Genomic DNA, 16,079 nt, shown 5'->3' on the forward strand with positions numbered 1-16,079 from the left:
CAGACTTTCCAGGATTTAGCACCACTAAATCCGTGAAAAGACCTGGATTGCCTGGAAAAATATCAACCTCCGCTGGGGCTCATGATCTAATCCTTCGGTGCTCTAATCCCCTTGCTGCCGGGCCTCCCTCCTTTTTCTTAGAACCAAACTCCAATCAAATTAATAAGTTAGCCTGCAGGGCATAGCCAGCAAGGTCTGGTCAATAATTGGTCAGTCAGTTGTTTTTGCTTAAGAAATGTCTGGACGCGCCGGGGTCGATTGGGTGATTCTTATACGACCTTAACAAAATAATAACAATAACGTGTCACCATATTCATATCGGATGTCATGTGTTTGCCCGGCCCAACCCCTGGTTGCAGGCCGGGTCGGTTTCATTTCTGACAGAGGAGACGTCACGTGGGCAGAGGTGTAATAACCGCGCTATTCGCGACTTTACTGACTAGCGGTGTAGTCGCCGAGCCATCCCAGTTGAACCTGAGAAGAGGGGTGACGGATATCAGTGCCCAGGTCTATGACCTGCATATGACCATTTTCTATATCTGTGTGGTCATCGGTATCGTGGTATTCGGCGCCATGCTCTATGCCATGGTCTTTCACCGCAAATCCAGGGGGGTCAAGCCCGCCAACTTCCATGAAAGTGTGAGGGTTGAAGTGGCCTGGACGGTGGTTCCCTTTATTATCCTGATTGGCATGGCCATCCCTGCCGCCAGTACGCTGATAGACATGGAAGATGCCAGCCAGGCCGATGTAACAGTGCTGGTTACCGGTTCCCAGTGGAAATGGCATTACAAATACATGGACAGGGACGTGGAATACTATTCGGTGCTGGCTACCCAACCCGAACAGATTGCCAACAAGTTCAACAAGGGCGAAAACTACCTGCTGGAGGTTGATCGCCCATTGGTTATTCCAACTGACAAGAAGGTGCGTTTCCTGGTGACCTCTGATGATGTTATCCATTCCTGGTGGGTACCGGATTTTGCCGTGAAAAAAGACGCCAACCCGGGTTTTATCAACGAAGCCTGGGCCAAGGTCAATGAGCCCGGCATCTACCGTGGTCAGTGCGCAGAACTGTGCGGTAAGGATCATGGTTTCATGCCGGTGGTGGTGATTGCCAAAGAGCCGGCGGATTATGAGGCCTGGATAACCGAGCAAGAGGGCATTCAGCGCAAGGCCAAGGAAGAAGAGCAGAAACTGCTGGCCATGAACATGGAAATGGACGAGCTGATGGAGGTGGGTGCCCGGGTCTATCAAAGTGCCTGTGCCGCCTGCCACATGCCTAACGGTGAAGGCTTGCCAGGGGTATTCCCGGCGCTTAAAGGCAGTGCCATCGCCACAGGTGAGATGACCAAGCATATCGATGTGGTGGTCAACGGGGTATCCGGTACAGCCATGCAGGCATTCGGTAAGCAGCTCAGCCTCAAGGAGCTGGCTGCGGTCATCACCTACGAGCGTAATGCCTGGGGTAATAACACCGGTGACACCGTGCAGGCGAAAGATGTCAACGCCCTGATGACTGGCAAATAGGAGAATTATGATGAGTAATGCCGCAGAACATCTGCACCATGATGAGCATCATGACCACAAGCCAGCGGGGATCATGCGTTGGCTGAACACCACCAACCATAAGGATATCGGCACCCTGTATCTGTGGTTTGCCTTTATCATGTTCCTGATCGGCGGTGCCATGGCCATGGTGATCCGGGCCGAGCTGTTCCAGCCGGGACTGCAACTGGTGGATCCCAATTTCTTCAACCAGATGACCACGGTCCATGGGCTGATCATGGTCTTTGGCGCTGTGATGCCGGCCTTTACGGGCCTGGCCAACTGGATGGTGCCGCTGATGATAGGCGCCCCGGACATGGCCCTGCCAAGGATGAACAACTGGAGTTTCTGGATCCTGCCCTTTGCATTTTTGATTCTGCTGTCTTCCCTGTTTCTGGAAGGAGGCGGTCCTAACTTTGGCTGGACCTTCTATGCGCCGTTATCTACCACCTACAGCAATGACAGTACTGCCCTGTTTGTTTTCTCGGTGCATATCATGGGCGCGTCCTCCATCATGGGCGCCATCAACGTTATCGTGACTATCTTCAACATGCGTGCACCCGGCATGACCTGGATGAAGATGCCGTTGTTCGTCTGGACCTGGTTGATTACCGCTTTTTTGCTGATTGCAGTAATGCCGGTGCTGGCGGGTGCCGTGACCATGGTGCTGACCGACAAGTTTTTTGGTACCAGCTTCTTTGACGCGGCAGGAGGCGGGGATCCGGTTCTGTTCCAGCATATCTTCTGGTTCTTCGGACATCCCGAGGTCTACATCATGATTCTGCCGGCCTTCGGGATCATCTCGCAGATTGTGCCCACCTTCTCCCGTAAACCACTGTTTGGTTACGCCTCAATGGTTTACGCCACAGCGTCCATTGCCCTGCTGTCCTTTATCGTCTGGGCACACCACATGTTTACCACCGGTATGCCGGTGGCGGCCGAACTGTTCTTCATGTTCGCCACCATGCTGATCTCTGTGCCTACCGGGGTGAAAGTGTTCAACTGGGTGGCGACCATGTGGCGGGGGGCCATCAGTTTCGAGATCCCCATGCTCTTTGCCCTGGCCTTCATCGTGTTGTTCACCATAGGCGGATTCTCGGGTCTGATGCTGGCCATCACGCCGGTGGACTTTCAGTACCATGACACCTATTTCGTAGTGGCTCACTTCCACTATGTACTGGTGACGGGAGCAATCTTCTCCATCATGGCGGCGGTATATTACTGGTTGCCCAAGTGGTGCGGCAAAATGTATGACGAGACCCTGGCCAAGTGGCATTTCTGGTGCTCACTGATTTCTGTCAACCTGCTGTTTTTCCCCATGCACTTTGTGGGGCTGGCCGGCATGCCAAGACGGATCCCCGACTATGCCCTGCAGTTTGCGGATTTTAACAAGTGGATCAGCATCGGTGGCTTTGCCTTTGGTCTGTCACAACTGATCTTCCTTGCCCTGTTGATCAAGGCCAGTCGCAAACAAGGTGAGCCTGCCACCGACCAGGTCTGGGAAGGGGCACAGGGGCTGGAGTGGGAGATCCCCTCTCCTGCGCCTTATCACACCTTCGAAACCCCGCCCATGGTGAAGTAAACCGATGTCCGAGCAGCGCCCAAATAACAACAGCAGGCTGGTCATCAAACTGATGGCCGTCGTGCTGGGCATGTTCGGATTCGGTTTTGCCCTGGTGCCATTGTATGACGTGTTCTGTGACATTACCGGGATTAACGGCAAAACCAACCCCTATGCCGCTACCTACGATGTTCAGGATGTCGACACCAGTCGCACCATCATGGTGGAGTTTATCACCCGGACCAATACCGGTATGCCCTGGGAGTTTGAAGCCAGGACGAAGCGCATAGCGGTTCACCCGGGTGAGTTGAAAACAGTGCAGTTCTACGCCAGAAACCCCACCACCAGGGATATTGTGGGGCAAGCGATTCCCTCGGTCTCTCCGGGGACGGCGGCACTGTATCTGAACAAGACAGAATGTTTCTGCTTTAACCAGCAGCCACTGCAGGCGGGTCAGGACGTACTGATGCCCATGCAGTTTTATGTGGATCCTCAGATTCCAGAGGATATCGAAGTTTTCACCCTGTCCTATACCTTGTATGACGTGACAGGAACCTCATCGACTGTGGCAATGAACCGCGGCTAAATGGAGAGCGACATGTCAGAGCAATCTTATGAAAAGTATTATGTGCCGGCCTCGAGTCCCTGGCCCTTTGTGGGCGCTGTAGCGCTGTTCCTGATTGCCGTCGGCGCCGGCAACTTTGTGGTGGAAGCCACCAAGGGTAAGGACGGCTACGGCGGTTGGATTCTTCTGACCGGGATCCTGGTCCTGCTGATTATGTTGATTGGCTGGTTTCGCGATCAGATCGAAGAATCCATGACCGGCATGCACAGTGCACAACTGGGACGCTCTTACCGCCAGGGTATGAGCTGGTTTATCTTCTCAGAAGTGATGTTCTTCGGGGCATTTTTCGGTGCACTGTTCTATGCGCGCATGATCGCCGTACCCTGGCTGGGTGGCGCCGGTAACAACGCCATGACCAACGAAGTCCTGTGGCCCGGTTTTGAAGCCATCTGGCCGCTGGTGCAAACGCCCGGCGGCACCACCACCGAAGCCATGGGCTGGTATGGCCTGCCGCTGATTAACACGGTGATTCTGATGATTTCCTCCGTTACCGCCCATTTTGCTCATGTCGGCCTGGAGGAAGGAAAACGCAAGCAACTGACCCTGATGCTGGGGGTAACCATATTGCTGGGCGTCTGCTTCCTGATTCTGCAGGTGGAAGAATATGTACACGCCTATCGAGAGATGGGACTGATGCTGACATCCGGCATCTACGGCAATACTTTCTTTATGCTCACGGGCTTTCACGGCCTGCACGTGACTCTGGGCACCCTGTTGTTGATCATCATGTTCTTCCGGGTGATCAAGGGGCACTTTAGCAAGGACAATCAGTTTGCCTTCCAGGCAGCCAGTTGGTACTGGCATTTCGTGGATGTGGTCTGGGTAATGCTGTTTATCTTTGTGTATATACTCTAGTCGGACCTTTCAGTCCCGTTAGCAGGAGGCGGCCACCGGCCGCCCTTTTATTCGCCGCGACTTAGTAAGGCCGGGGATTAGGTTGAATCCATCCCAGTGCCACGGCGATAATCAGAATCAGAATAATCACCGCAGAAGTCAGCACCCGCCTGCCAATAAATTTGGTCATGGACTGCCCTTCGGCATCGCCCCTGAGCATGACTCGCATGGCTCGATAGAGATTGAATACCATAAATACCAACAGGCCGATGACAAGTAGTTTAACCAGCAATGGTTGTCTCCCATGTTGAGATCCCTGCCGCCCCTCGCCACACTGGTTACCCTTGCCGCCGTCATTCTGATGACTGGCCTGGGCGTCTGGCAACTGGAACGGGCAGAACAGAAACGCCAGCGTAGCGCCCTGCTGGCCGAGCGGCAACAGCAAAAAAGCCTCACCCTGACCGAAGTCATCGGTCAGTCTGGCGATATTCGTGACTTCCCCGTGCAGGTGACAGGGAAACTCGACTCCCAGAGACTATTACTCTGGGACAATCGCATACTGTCAGGCCGGGTGGGGTATGAGGTGCTGGCAGTACTGGAAACCAACGAAGGCAACCTGTTAGTCAATTTCGGCTGGCTGCAGGCCCCTCCCTACCGTGATCTGCTTCCTCAGACCGATCTCCCCTGGGGTATGGTGACGTTGGAGGGGGTAGTGGTTGTGCCACAGCTCAACCCCATGGTGAGGGAAACGAATGAAGCCGGCTGGCCAAGACGGGTCCAGCAGCCGGATCTGGATTACCTGCAAACTGCCTTGGACACCAGGCTGTTGCCCTTTATGCTGCAGGTGGCAGACACACAGCCATTCGGACTCGAAAACAACTGGAAGCCGGTGGTGATGCCCGCCGAGAAACACCTCGGCTATGCGGTGCAGTGGTTTGGCCTGGCCCTGGCGTGCCTGGGGGTATTTATTCTGGCAGTTAGAAGAAAATGGAGGACCTCTTTATGAGCGCAGGCTCACACAAAAAGACCATCTTGCTGGTGGCCCTGGCCTTTCTGGTTCCGGTCCTGCTGGCCAAGCTGGCACTGGAGCAGGACTGGTTCAACAAGGCCTCCACCAATAAAGGCCAACTGCTGAACCCGCCACTGGACCTGTCGGTACTGGATGGGACACAGCGTTGGCGTTTGTTGTATATCCTGCCTGAAGACTGTGACAAGGCCTGTGAAAATGCCCTTATCAGTATCAATCAGGTATGGATGGCGCTGGGGCGGGAACAGGACAGGGCCGAGCCTGTGGTCATTGCCACCGAAGTGAGTGACGACAGGCCTGCAGAGCACCTGCAGCAGTTTCCCAACATCCGCCTGTTAACCAGTAGTCAGCAGGTTGTTAAGCAGGTGTTTAAAGATGTCCCGACTGATGGTATTTTTCTTGTGGATACCATGAATAACGTGATCCTCAAATATCCGTTACAACAAGAACAACAACAGGCTGTCCTGCATAGCCGGGATATTCTGGCCGACCTGCGTAAGCTGCTGAAGTTGTCGCGGATCGGATAAGGGAACAATAACAATGAGAAAACTGGTCCTGGCAGCCTTGGCGCTGGCTTTCGTGGTGGTGATTCTGGGAGCCTATACGCGCCTGACCGATGCTGGGCTGGGATGCCCGGACTGGCCCGGCTGTTATGGGTTTCTGACTGTTCCAAAAGAGCAGCAGCATATCGAACAGGCCGAGCAGGCGTTTCCTCATCGTCCCGTCGAAGCGCACAAAGCCTGGAACGAGATGATTCACCGCTATTTTGCCGGTGCTCTGGGATTGGTTATTCTGGCCATCTTTGTAAAAAGCCTGACAGGGCGTTCCCACCACCGCCCGGTTAAACTGCCGTTTGTGCTGCTGTTGCTGGTTTGTTTCCAGGCCGCGCTTGGCATGTGGACAGTGACCATGAACCTGATGCCGCTGGTGGTGATGGGCCATCTGTTGGGTGGCTTTACGGTGCTTAGTTGCCTGTTTTTGCTGTATCTGCGGCTGACGCCATACCGCATACCAGGGGGCGACGCCAATTTGCGGCGTTTTGGCAGTTATGCACTGCTGGGTCTGGTCATTGTGATGGCACAGATCGCCCTGGGCGGTTGGGTGTCCGCCAATTATGCCGCCCTGGCCTGCACTGAACTGCCAGTCTGTGAGGCCAACTGGTGGGACAGATTGGACTTTGCCGGCGCCTTTTCGGTGGGACATGCTCAAAATTATGAATTCGGTACCCATGACTATGCCGAGCGCATGACCATGCACATCGCACATCGTCTGGGGGCGCTGATAACCTTTGTCTATTTGTGCTGGCTGGCCATTCGTCTGTACAAAGGGGCCTCATCGGAACTGTTTCGTTCGCTGTCCGTTATGCTGGTGCTGGTACTGGGCTTGCAGGTTGCCCTGGGTGTCAGTAACGTAGTCTTCAGTCTGCCGGTAGGCGTGGCTGTGGCCCACAATGCGGTGGGTGCCTGCCTGTTGCTGATGATGGTACTGATCAATTACACCCTGTTCCGGAAAACCTGAGTTGTGAGTAGGCCAGCAGAGACAGGTATGAAAGACAAATTCGCCCAGGAGATGTTATGAGCAAAGCAATTGACAGCATAGCCGTTCCGGCGGTTCTTAAGGGACGCTGGAGGGACTATTATGAGATGACCAAGCCCAATGTGGTGTTGCTGCTCCTGCTGACGGCTCTGGTTGGTATGTGCCTGTCCACGCCTGGCTGGCTGGCCTGGCAACCGCTGATTGCCGGCCTGTTCGGTATTGGTGCCTTGTCTTCTTCAGCGGCGGTCATTAACCATGTGGTGGACAGGCGAATTGATGCTCAGATGGCCCGGACCTTCAACCGGCCCGTGCCCAAAGGCAAGGTCAGTCCAAAACGTGCCCTGATCTTCGCCTTCGTTCTGGCCTTGCTGGGTTATCTGGTCCTGGAAATCTGGGTCAACCGGCTGACCGCATTACTGACGCTGGCCAGTCTGGTGGGCTATGCCATGGTCTATACCATGTACCTGAAACGGGCGACGCCGCAGAATATCGTCATTGGCGGACTGGCTGGGGCGGCGCCGCCGCTGCTTGGCTGGACGGCCATGACCGGCGAAATACACCCCTATGCGTTGCTGCTGGTTCTGATCATCTATACCTGGACGCCACCGCACTTCTGGGCCCTGGCCATCCATCGGGAAAAAGATTATGCCCGGGCCCAGGTGCCCATGCTGCCGGTAACGCACGGCGTGGAATATACCAAGACCTCCGTGTTGCTCTATACCGTATTGCTGGCACTGGTTTGCCTGCTGCCCTACCTTGTGGGTATGACGGGTATTATCTACCTGCTGGGTTCCTGTGCGCTGAATGCAGGCTTTCTCTACTACGCCCTTAAACTCAAATATGCGGCGCAGGAGAACACCGCCATGCAGACCTTTAAGTTTTCCATCCTGCATCTGATGTTATTGTTTCTGGTCCTGTTGGTTGACCATTACTTTAAGTTGACCCTATGAAACAGAAAATACTGATTGGGCTAGCCCTGATTCTGGCTCTGGCGGCAGGGGTGTACCTCTCCATCCATATTGCGCCGCCTTCGGGCCCACAGTATGCCAGTCTGTATCCCCAGCCACGGGAAATTCCCGATTTCGCCCTGATCAATCAGCACGGAGAGACCTTTGGCAAGGAGGCCCTAAGGGGCAAATGGACGCTGGCTTTCACCGGCTACACTTTTTGCCCGGATATCTGCCCCACTACCCTGGCCGAACTCAAGGGCATTTACCCTCAGTTACAGCAGATCTCACCGGATATCCAGGTGCTGTTCTTGTCGGTGGATCCCAACCGTGACACGACGGAGCGACTGCTGGAGTATGTGAATTTTTTTGAACCGGCCTTTATCGCCGCCACCGCAGAGCATAAAGAGCTGTTCCCCTTCGTGCGTAGCCTGGGCATGATGTACGCCATGTCTGAAAGTACCGACAATCCGGATTATCTGGTCGATCACAGTTCTTCGCTGACGATTATCAATCCACAGGCCCAGGTCGTGGGCCGCTTTAAACCCACCCTGGCACCCGGTCAGATGGCGGTGGTCAATCCGCAGCAGATACTGGCGGATATGCCGGTGATCATCGGCCGCTAATCAAAGGCGCTCAGTCGAGCCATTTGCCCTCGGCAGTAGGCACAAAGAACGGCTGGGAATGCCAGTAGTAGCGCGACTGATCGCGGATACTGGGCGCGGTACAGTTGACCCGGGCGCGACCGGCGGTCAGCGGCTGGGGCAGCGTCAGGCTGAATACATCCGGCGTTTCCCAGATGATGTCCAGCGGGTCGCCGCGAAAGTAGCAGGCCAGTTGCTTGGGACGGATATCGCTGGTGTCTATCTTGGTCGTCCACTGGGGCTGGAGACTGTCTCTGGACAGCTCAGGATCCAGCGGCTCGTATAAGCTGGGCATGGCCAGGCTTGCAAGCTTGACCTTCAGACTGTTGAGGTTGGCATAGATGCCCGCCGCCGGGAACCGGGGCAGGGCCGTCATATCACTGTAGGGCGCCACCGCGCCGGATTGCTGGCCGAAGCCGGTATAACCCAGTTCTCTCACCAGTTGCTGCAAATCCCGGTTGAATTCGCCAAAGGGATACGCCAGGTATTTGAGGCTATAGCCCAGTTTGTCTTCCAGCATGGCTTCGGCCGTCTGAATTTCTGTCTTCAGGTGGGCCAGCCATTGCTCCTTGTTCATATCACCCCGGGTCAACAGATGCTGATGGTGGTTGGTATGGTTGGCAAACCAGACTCCTTCCTCTTGCATTTGTTTCACCTGCTCCCAGGTAAGCTGATGCGCCTCAGTGCCGATCAGGGCCGGATTGATAAAGATGGTGTAATTGAAACCATGCTTTTTCAGAATGGGGTGGGCGTTTTGCAGGATATTCTCAAAACCGTCATCGAAGGTAATGGCCACGGCCTTTTCCGGCAATGCCTGGCCACTTTTCACTTTTTCTATCAACTCCGGCAGCGGCACCACCTGATGATGATCGGCGATATATTGCATGTGCTCGGCAAAGCGCTCGGGACTCAAAGAGGTGACGGCGGGTGTGTCGGTGCTGACATGGTGATACTGCAGAATAACCCCATGGTGATCGAAGGGCAGGGGGGCGGCCTGTACCCAGGCTGTCAGTCCTGACAGCAGCAGACAAAGGCTTAACAAAGCTGGTTTTTTTGACATAAGCGTTAGACCATGTTGGCAGAATCCTTAGATCCAAGAGCTTATCTTGTCTGCACATTTTTTTCACCAATTGTGCCAGCGAAGCGAGCACCGGCGCATCCTGGCGCTGGCTTTGCCCATGATCCTGAGCAATATCACCAATCCCATTCTGGCCATGGTGGACACGGCGATCGTCGGCCACCTGGATGGCAGTCATTATCTGGCTGGCACTGCCGTAGCGGGCATGCTGATTACGCAGATTTACTGGCTGTGTGGCTTTCTGCGCATGTCGGCCACCGGTCTCAGCGCCCAGGCCCTGGGCAGCGGTGAGAATGAGCAGGCCGCCAGGATTTTCTACCAGTTGCTGGCTCCGGCAGGCCTGCTCGGCTTGCTGCTTATCCTGCTGCAAGGTCCACTGCAATGGACAGCGGAATATTTTGCCGAAGCCAACCTGCAGGTCCGTGGTGTCATTTATGACTATCTGCATACCCGGATCTGGGGCGCACCGGCAGCGTTGGCCAACCTGGTGCTGATGGGCTGGCTGATTGGCCAGCAGATGGCCCGCAGCGTGTTAGCTATCCAGGTGGCGGCCAATCTGCTCAACGCCCTGTTGAGCCTGTGGCTGGCTCTGGGTCTGGAGATGGGTGTAAAAGGGGTGGCGATGGCTACCGTGCTGGCCGAATGGGGGATCTGCCTGACAGGCAGCCTGCTGATTCTGCGCCGGATTGGCTGGCTGAAGCCCAGTGCCCGTTGGTTTTCAGCCCGTCTTTTCACCGCCGTCCTCAGGCTCAATGGCGACATATTGTTACGCAACCTGGCATTGCAGCTAACCCTGGCCTGGATGGTTTTTCAGGGCGCCAGGCTGGGTGAACAAGTGGTGGCGGTGAATGCCATATTGATGCAATTCTTCGTGATGATTGCCCTGGGGCTGGACGGTATTGCTTATGCTGTGGAGGCCCTGGTCGGCGAGAGTAAAGGGCGCAAGGACAGCTATCAGCTCCATCTGCGGGTGTGGCGCGGACTGCTTTGGTCCAGCTTGCTGGCGTTGATCTACAGCCTGGCGTTTGTCCTGTTTGACCGGCAGATCGTGGCGTTGCTGACCGATCTACCCAGCCTGCGTCAGCTGGCAGGGGAGTATCTTCAGTATATAGGGTGGTTGCCACTGGCCGGACATTGGTGCTTTCTCCTCGATGGGGTATTTATCGGTCTGACCCGGGGCCGGGCAATGCGGAACAGTATGCTATTGTGCAGTCTTGGCGTTTTCCTGCCGGTTTGGTGGTGGCTGAGCGATTCGGGTAACCATGCATTGTGGTCGGCGTTTCTGGCCTTTCTGCTGGCAAGGGGGGTCAGTCTGGGCTGGGTCTATTGGCGGCTTTGGTCAGAACAAGCCCTCCTTGAGGGGTAAGGCCCGCTTCAGCAAAGCGGACCTTTGGGAACAACATAACCACCGGTGTTAATAATAGGAGTGCTCACCGGCCTGGTGTTCGGTGGCGTCCATCACCCCGGTCAGTTCTGGGAATTGGGCCAGCATCTGTTTTTCGATGCCTTCTTTGAGGGTCACATCCACCATGGCGCAACCATTACAGCCACCGCCAAACTGCAGGACCGCCTTGCCGGAAGGGGTGATTTCCACCAGCATTACCTTGCCGCCGTGACTGGCAAGCTGAGGGTTGATCTCGGCATCGATCATGTAGTTGATACGTTCAATCAAAGGGGCATCGTCATCGACCTTACGCACTTTGGCGTTAGGGGCCTTCAGGGTTAATTGTGAGCCCATCTGGTCGGTAACGAAATCGATCTCCGCCTCTTCCAGAAAAGGGGCACTATCCTGGTCGATAATGGCATTGAATCCTTCGAACTCTATACTCAGATCCGATGCTTCGATGGCATCCACCGGACAGTATGACACGCCGCATTCTGCGCTGGGCGTACCAGGATTCACCACGAATACCCGGATATGGGTTTCATTATCCTGTTTTTGCAGAAGTTTTTGAAAATGGGCCTGTGCCGGTTCTGAAATACGAATCATGGAATTGCCTTGTCTGCCACAGATAGAAATATGATAACAAAAATTACCTGAGTAAAACACTCGGGTACTAAAGAATCCATCCCGGGGTCAGTTTACCGTCTGTGCTGGTGATTTCGCCCTGCAGTGGCTGGTACTGCCCCGGCGAACCTGTTAGCGTGCAAAAAAAACCATAAGGCTGAAAAATGAAGTTGTGGAAAACCCTCTTTCTGGTTGCCGGACTGGCAATGACGACAGGCGCCTTTGCGGTCCAGGTCAGCAGTGATCTGGACTACCTGCCTCAGGATGTCACCTATGATCCCGCCATCCCCCGGCCGGAGGCCGTGCTGGGTTATCCGGTGGGTACCTGGCATGTCAGGCATGACCAAATCGTTTCCTATCTTTATCGCCTTGCAGAAGCCTCACCCAGAATCGAAATAGAGGAAATGGGACGCTCCCATGAGCAGCGGCCTATCCTGTTACTGACCATCAGCTCACCGGATAATCTGAACAAGGTGGATTCACTGCGTCAGGCCCATCTTAAGTCTTTGCACGAAACTGTCCCGCAGGATACGCCCCTGATGTTATGGATGGGATACAGCGTTCACGGCAATGAGCCTTCCGGCGCCAACGCGGGCTTGCTGGTGGCTTATTATCTGGCGGCGGCCCAGGGGCCGGAGATTGACAAACTGCTCAGTGAGGCAGTGATTTTGCTCGAGCCCGCGCTCAACCCCGATGGCCTGTCACGGTTTGCACAATGGGCAAATATGCACAAGGGCGAAAACCTGGTCGCCGACGCTAATCACAGGGAGCATTGGGAAGCCTGGCCCAGTGGGCGCACCAATCACTATTGGTTCGATCTCAACCGGGACTGGTTGTTGCTGACCCATCCGGAATCCCGGGCCAGAATCGCGCAGTACCACCGCTGGCGTCCCCATGTGCTGACGGACTTCCATGAAATGGGCACCGACAGCACATTCTTTTTCCAGCCCGGTATTCCTTCACGCAAGAATCCCTGGACGCCGTACGCCAATGTCGAGCTGACCAACGCCCTGGGTGAATTTCATGCGGCGGCGCTGGATAGAAACAAGCAGCTCTATTTTACCCAGGAAGGCTTCGATGACTTCTACTATGGCAAAGGCTCAACCTATCCCGATGCCCATGGCAGCATCGGCATATTGTTTGAACAGGCCAGCAGCCGTGGCCATTTGCAGGAGTCCATCCATGGTCCGCTGAGCTTCCCCGCGACTATCCAGAATCAGGTGACAACCTCCCTGTCGACCTTTGCCGGTGCGCTGGCCAATGCCGATACCCTGAAGCAATACCAGCGTGGTTTTGCCAATGAGACCGCCAAAATCGCCAAAGCCGATGAAATGTCCGGTTATCTGCTCAGTGAAGGCAGAGACAGTAGCCGCTTCCGGGCCTTGCTGGATATTCTGAAGCAACACCAGATCCAACTGATGGGCCTGGAAAAGGATGTGGAACGAAACGGCAGGACCTTTGCTGCCAGTCAGACGGTATTCGTACCACTGGCACAGCCTCAGTACCGACTGATCAAATCGATTTTTTCCACCCGCACCAGTTTCAAGGACAATACCTTCTACGACGTGTCCAACTGGAATCTGCCGCTGGCCTTTAACATCGACTATCAACCCGTCGAACGGGGATTCTGGCGTAAGCTGCCACTCATGGAGCAACTGCCGGTGCTCGGCCAGGGGCAGTCTGATATCCAGCCGCAAGGCTATGCCTACGCCTTCTCCTGGCAGGATTCCAATGCACCGCGTTTGTTGCAGGAACTGCTCGAAGCAGGATTCATGGTCAAAGCTGCATCCAGCCCCTTTACCGCGCTGACTACCCAGGGCAAGGTGGCTTTCGAGTCCGGCACTATGGTGATTCCGTCCGCGTTGAAACAACCACAGGATTGGACCGCCACCCTGGCCCGCGCCGCAGAAGATGCAGGCATCAGGGTCTGGACATTGGAATCGGGGTTAACCCCGGAAGGTAACGATCTGGGCAGCCGCAGTATGGATTTGGTGGAACTGCCCAAAGTCTTGCTGGTCGGAGGCGAAGGCACATCCCAGTATGAGGTGGGTGAGATCTGGCACTACCTGGATCAGCGCGTGGGCCTGCCGGCGACCATTGTCGACATGGACAAGCTGGCAAAGGTTGGGCTGGAGGATTACAGCCACCTTATCCTGGCTGACGGTAACTACAGTGACCTGGGAGAGGACCTGAGTAAGGATATTGAGGCCTGGATAAAAGACGGAGGGGTACTGCTGGCACAGAAACGGGCAGCCAAATGGGCCGGCAAGCAAGAGTGGTTGAAGGCCAGTTTCGTTTCCGACAAGGATATCAAGGGCGCGTTCGTTACCGACGGACTGCGCTATGGCGACCGGGAAGTACTGGAGGGCAAGCAACGTATCGCCGGCGCCGTGTTTGGCGCTGAGCTGGATGTCAGTCATCCGCTGGCGTTCGGTATCCAGGAGACGGATATTGCTTTCCTGCGCAACAGCACACTGGCCATGTATGCCCCTGACAAACCTTTCATTACTGTTTCCCGCTATCAGGACAAGCCACTGCTGGCCGGCTACGCCAGCGAAGAGTTACAGAAATTGCTCGGTGGCAAGGTCAATCTGGTGGCGCATAGACTGGGCAAAGGCAAAGTGATAGGGGTAACCGATACCCTGGCATTTCGTGGCTATTGGTACGGCACCAGTCGGTTTATCAGCAATGCCCTTTACCTGGCTGATTTTATCGATGCGGAGGGTTAACTCCTCAAGCTGACAGCCAGCACCCAGATTTCTATCTGCAGATCCGGGCGTTGGTCCAGCAGCGTCGCACAGAGGCTGTTGACACTGGCGCCGGTGGTGATCACGTCGTCCAGCACCGCCACCTTCCCATAGGGGACAGGGTGTTGGACGGTAAACGCCCCCCGCATGTTTCGACGCCGCTGCGCCCCTGACAATTGGGTCTGGGGCTGCGTTGCCTTGTTTCTAACACACAGACGGGTGTCGACGGGAATCCCGGCCAGAATGCCAAGATGGCGTGCGATTTCCACCGCCTGATTGTACTTTCGTTGCCGGTAACGCTCAGCGTGCAATGGCATAGGCAGTATGGCGTCCGGAGGATCTTCCCTTCCCGGCAAGGCATGATGATAAAAAAGCTCGGCCAGGGCACGGGCAGCCAGCAGTTTCTGGGCGAACTTCAGCCCGAGCAACAGGTTGTCGAGGGGCCATTCATACAGGCCAAGGGCCAGCAACCTTTGGTAGGGAACGGGTCCAAGTGCGGAACCGACTTTCGGCCAGTTAAGCAGATTCTGCTGATACTGCTGCAGGTCCAGCCTTGGCATGTCTTTGGCACAGACGTCACAAATCAGGTTGTCTGTGTCCTGGAGACAGAGCAGGCAGGCCTGGGACGGGGTCAGTGCGGTAATAATGCGTCGGATTGTGTTGTGCATACCAATGGGTAAACTAGGCGACCAGATCTAAGGGTAGAGCAGATTAAGCGTGAAGAAAGAATCCATCGGAGCAGGGCCGGAACTGCTGTTATTGCACGGTTGGGGGCTGAACAGCGCGGTTTGGCATGAATTGGCTGATGGTCTCAAAGACAGATATCGTGTCAGCTTGCTGGATTTGCCCGGCTTTGGGCTCAATAGGGACATCTTGCCTGAGCAGTACGATCTCCCCAGTCTGACCCGCTTGGTTGCCGGGCAAATTGAGCGACCGACGCTGATATTGGGTTGGTCCCTTGGCGGACTCATAGCGCAACAACTGGCGCTCAGCTATCCACAGATGGTGCGGGGGCTGGTCTGTGTAACCAGCAGCCCGAGATTCGTTGCCGCACAGGACTGGCCGGGAATCAAACCGGAGGTGCTCAGGGCATTTGCCAGTCAATTGCATTCGGACATAGCCAAAACCATCGAGCGCTTTCTGGCGATCCAGGCTCTGGGCAGTGCCCGGGCCAAAGCGGATATTCTGGCGCTCAGAGGCCTGATTTCACAGCGGCCGTTGCCGGCTTCACGGGCATTGGCCGAGGGGTTGAATATTCTTGAGCTGACTGATCTTCGCCAACAAATCCGGCACATCGCCTGCCCGACTTTGCGTATCTACGGCGGCAAGGACAGTCTGGTGCCCGCCGCGGCCCTGGAGCAAATCGAAGCATTACAACCTGCCAGCTCATCTATGCTTTTTCCTTCGGCGTCCCATGCCCCTTTCATTTCACACAGCGGCGAATTCGTCATCGCTCTTGGGGAAGCATTAGCTAAAATGGAGAAGGGAAGCCAGACCCCATAGGACGGGGCCGGCAGCAACTAAAAG

General features: G+C 55.3%; 16 protein-coding genes. 12 read left to right on the forward strand and 4 right to left on the reverse strand.

All coding sequences use genetic code 11. From position 1 onward, the window contains the following. Nucleotides 1-411 precede the first annotated feature (411 nt). The 4 genes from coxB to J0A66_RS00110 are packed head-to-tail and all read left to right on the forward strand — an operon-like array spanning nucleotide 412 to nucleotide 4,586. Nucleotides 412-1,527 (forward strand): cytochrome c oxidase subunit II, encoded by a 1,116-nt coding sequence (coxB, locus tag J0A66_RS00095; RefSeq protein WP_338143856.1) that lies wholly within the window; start codon nucleotides 412-414, stop codon nucleotides 1,525-1,527. Nucleotides 1,528-1,537: 10 nt separating this feature from the next. After that, complete coding sequence (ctaD, locus tag J0A66_RS00100; RefSeq protein WP_206571736.1) at nucleotides 1,538-3,127, forward strand: cytochrome c oxidase subunit I; 1,590 nt, start codon at nucleotides 1,538-1,540, stop codon at nucleotides 3,125-3,127. 4 nt (nucleotides 3,128-3,131) lie between these two features. Then, a complete protein-coding gene (locus J0A66_RS00105; RefSeq protein ID WP_206571737.1) occupies nucleotides 3,132-3,692 on the forward strand; it encodes a cytochrome c oxidase assembly protein in 561 nt (186 codons plus the stop codon). Between the two features lie 12 nt (nucleotides 3,693-3,704). Continuing rightward, complete coding sequence (locus J0A66_RS00110; protein ID WP_206571738.1) at nucleotides 3,705-4,586, forward strand: cytochrome c oxidase subunit 3; 882 nt, start codon at nucleotides 3,705-3,707, stop codon at nucleotides 4,584-4,586. Nucleotides 4,587-4,647: 61 nt separating this feature from the next. On the opposite strand, the gene J0A66_RS00115 is transcribed toward J0A66_RS00110, so the two are convergent. Next, nucleotides 4,648-4,857: a DUF2909 domain-containing protein gene (locus tag J0A66_RS00115; protein ID WP_206571739.1), complete on the reverse strand. Its 210-nt coding sequence runs from the start codon at nucleotides 4,855-4,857 to the stop codon at nucleotides 4,648-4,650. A 12-nt stretch (nucleotides 4,858-4,869) separates the two neighbouring features. Here J0A66_RS00115 and J0A66_RS00120 point away from each other — a divergent pair, with 12 nt between their 5' ends. The 5 genes from J0A66_RS00120 to J0A66_RS00140 are packed head-to-tail and all read left to right on the forward strand — an operon-like array spanning nucleotide 4,870 to nucleotide 8,701. Beyond that, complete coding sequence (locus J0A66_RS00120; protein WP_206571740.1) at nucleotides 4,870-5,571, forward strand: SURF1 family protein; 702 nt, start codon at nucleotides 4,870-4,872, stop codon at nucleotides 5,569-5,571. After that, nucleotides 5,568-6,119, forward strand: coding sequence for a redox-active disulfide-containing membrane protein (locus J0A66_RS00125; RefSeq protein WP_206571741.1), 552 nt, complete (start codon nucleotides 5,568-5,570; stop codon nucleotides 6,117-6,119). Before J0A66_RS00120 ends, J0A66_RS00125 begins: the two co-directional genes overlap by 4 nt. A gap of 13 nt (nucleotides 6,120-6,132) precedes the next feature. After that, on the forward strand, nucleotides 6,133-7,110 hold the full coding sequence (locus tag J0A66_RS00130; RefSeq protein WP_206571742.1) for a COX15/CtaA family protein: 978 nt from the start codon (nucleotides 6,133-6,135) through the stop codon (nucleotides 7,108-7,110). Nucleotides 7,111-7,166: 56 nt separating this feature from the next. Then, the gene (cyoE, locus tag J0A66_RS00135; RefSeq protein ID WP_206571743.1) at nucleotides 7,167-8,078 is read left to right on the forward strand and encodes a heme o synthase; all 912 of its coding nucleotides are present in this window, start codon (nucleotides 7,167-7,169) and stop codon (nucleotides 8,076-8,078) included. Next, the gene (locus J0A66_RS00140) at nucleotides 8,075-8,701 is read left to right on the forward strand and encodes an SCO family protein (protein WP_206571744.1); all 627 of its coding nucleotides are present in this window, start codon (nucleotides 8,075-8,077) and stop codon (nucleotides 8,699-8,701) included. The genes cyoE and J0A66_RS00140 overlap by 4 nt, the downstream gene beginning before the upstream one ends. Before the next feature lie 10 nt (nucleotides 8,702-8,711). On the opposite strand, the gene J0A66_RS00145 is transcribed toward J0A66_RS00140, so the two are convergent. Beyond that, nucleotides 8,712-9,779, reverse strand: coding sequence for a polysaccharide deacetylase family protein (locus J0A66_RS00145; protein ID WP_206571745.1), 1,068 nt, complete (start codon nucleotides 9,777-9,779; stop codon nucleotides 8,712-8,714). A 118-nt stretch (nucleotides 9,780-9,897) separates the two neighbouring features. Between J0A66_RS00145 and J0A66_RS00150 the strand changes: the two genes are divergently transcribed. Continuing rightward, complete coding sequence (locus J0A66_RS00150; protein ID WP_206572304.1) at nucleotides 9,898-11,163, forward strand: MATE family efflux transporter; 1,266 nt, start codon at nucleotides 9,898-9,900, stop codon at nucleotides 11,161-11,163. 48 nt (nucleotides 11,164-11,211) lie between these two features. Here the strand turns inward: J0A66_RS00150 and nfuA are convergent, their stop codons facing one another. After that, on the reverse strand, nucleotides 11,212-11,787 hold the full coding sequence (gene nfuA, locus J0A66_RS00155; protein ID WP_206571746.1) for a Fe-S biogenesis protein NfuA: 576 nt from the start codon (nucleotides 11,785-11,787) through the stop codon (nucleotides 11,212-11,214). A 182-nt stretch (nucleotides 11,788-11,969) separates the two neighbouring features. On the opposite strand from nfuA, the gene J0A66_RS00160 reads away from it, so the two are divergent. Beyond that, nucleotides 11,970-14,534, forward strand: coding sequence for a M14 metallopeptidase family protein (locus J0A66_RS00160; protein ID WP_206571747.1), 2,565 nt, complete (start codon nucleotides 11,970-11,972; stop codon nucleotides 14,532-14,534). Here J0A66_RS00160 and J0A66_RS00165 read toward each other — a convergent pair. Beyond that, a complete protein-coding gene (locus J0A66_RS00165; RefSeq protein WP_206571748.1) occupies nucleotides 14,531-15,220 on the reverse strand; it encodes a ComF family protein in 690 nt (229 codons plus the stop codon). The two genes, J0A66_RS00160 and J0A66_RS00165, sit on opposite strands and share 4 nt — an antisense overlap. 49 nt (nucleotides 15,221-15,269) lie before the next feature. On the opposite strand from J0A66_RS00165, the gene bioH reads away from it, so the two are divergent. Beyond that, nucleotides 15,270-16,055, forward strand: coding sequence for a pimeloyl-ACP methyl ester esterase BioH (bioH, locus tag J0A66_RS00170; protein ID WP_206571749.1), 786 nt, complete (start codon nucleotides 15,270-15,272; stop codon nucleotides 16,053-16,055). The last annotated feature ends 24 nt before the right edge of the window (nucleotides 16,056-16,079 follow it).

The organism is Bowmanella dokdonensis, assembly GCF_017254865.1.
Classification (GTDB): Bacteria; Pseudomonadota; Gammaproteobacteria; order Enterobacterales; family Alteromonadaceae; genus Bowmanella; species Bowmanella dokdonensis.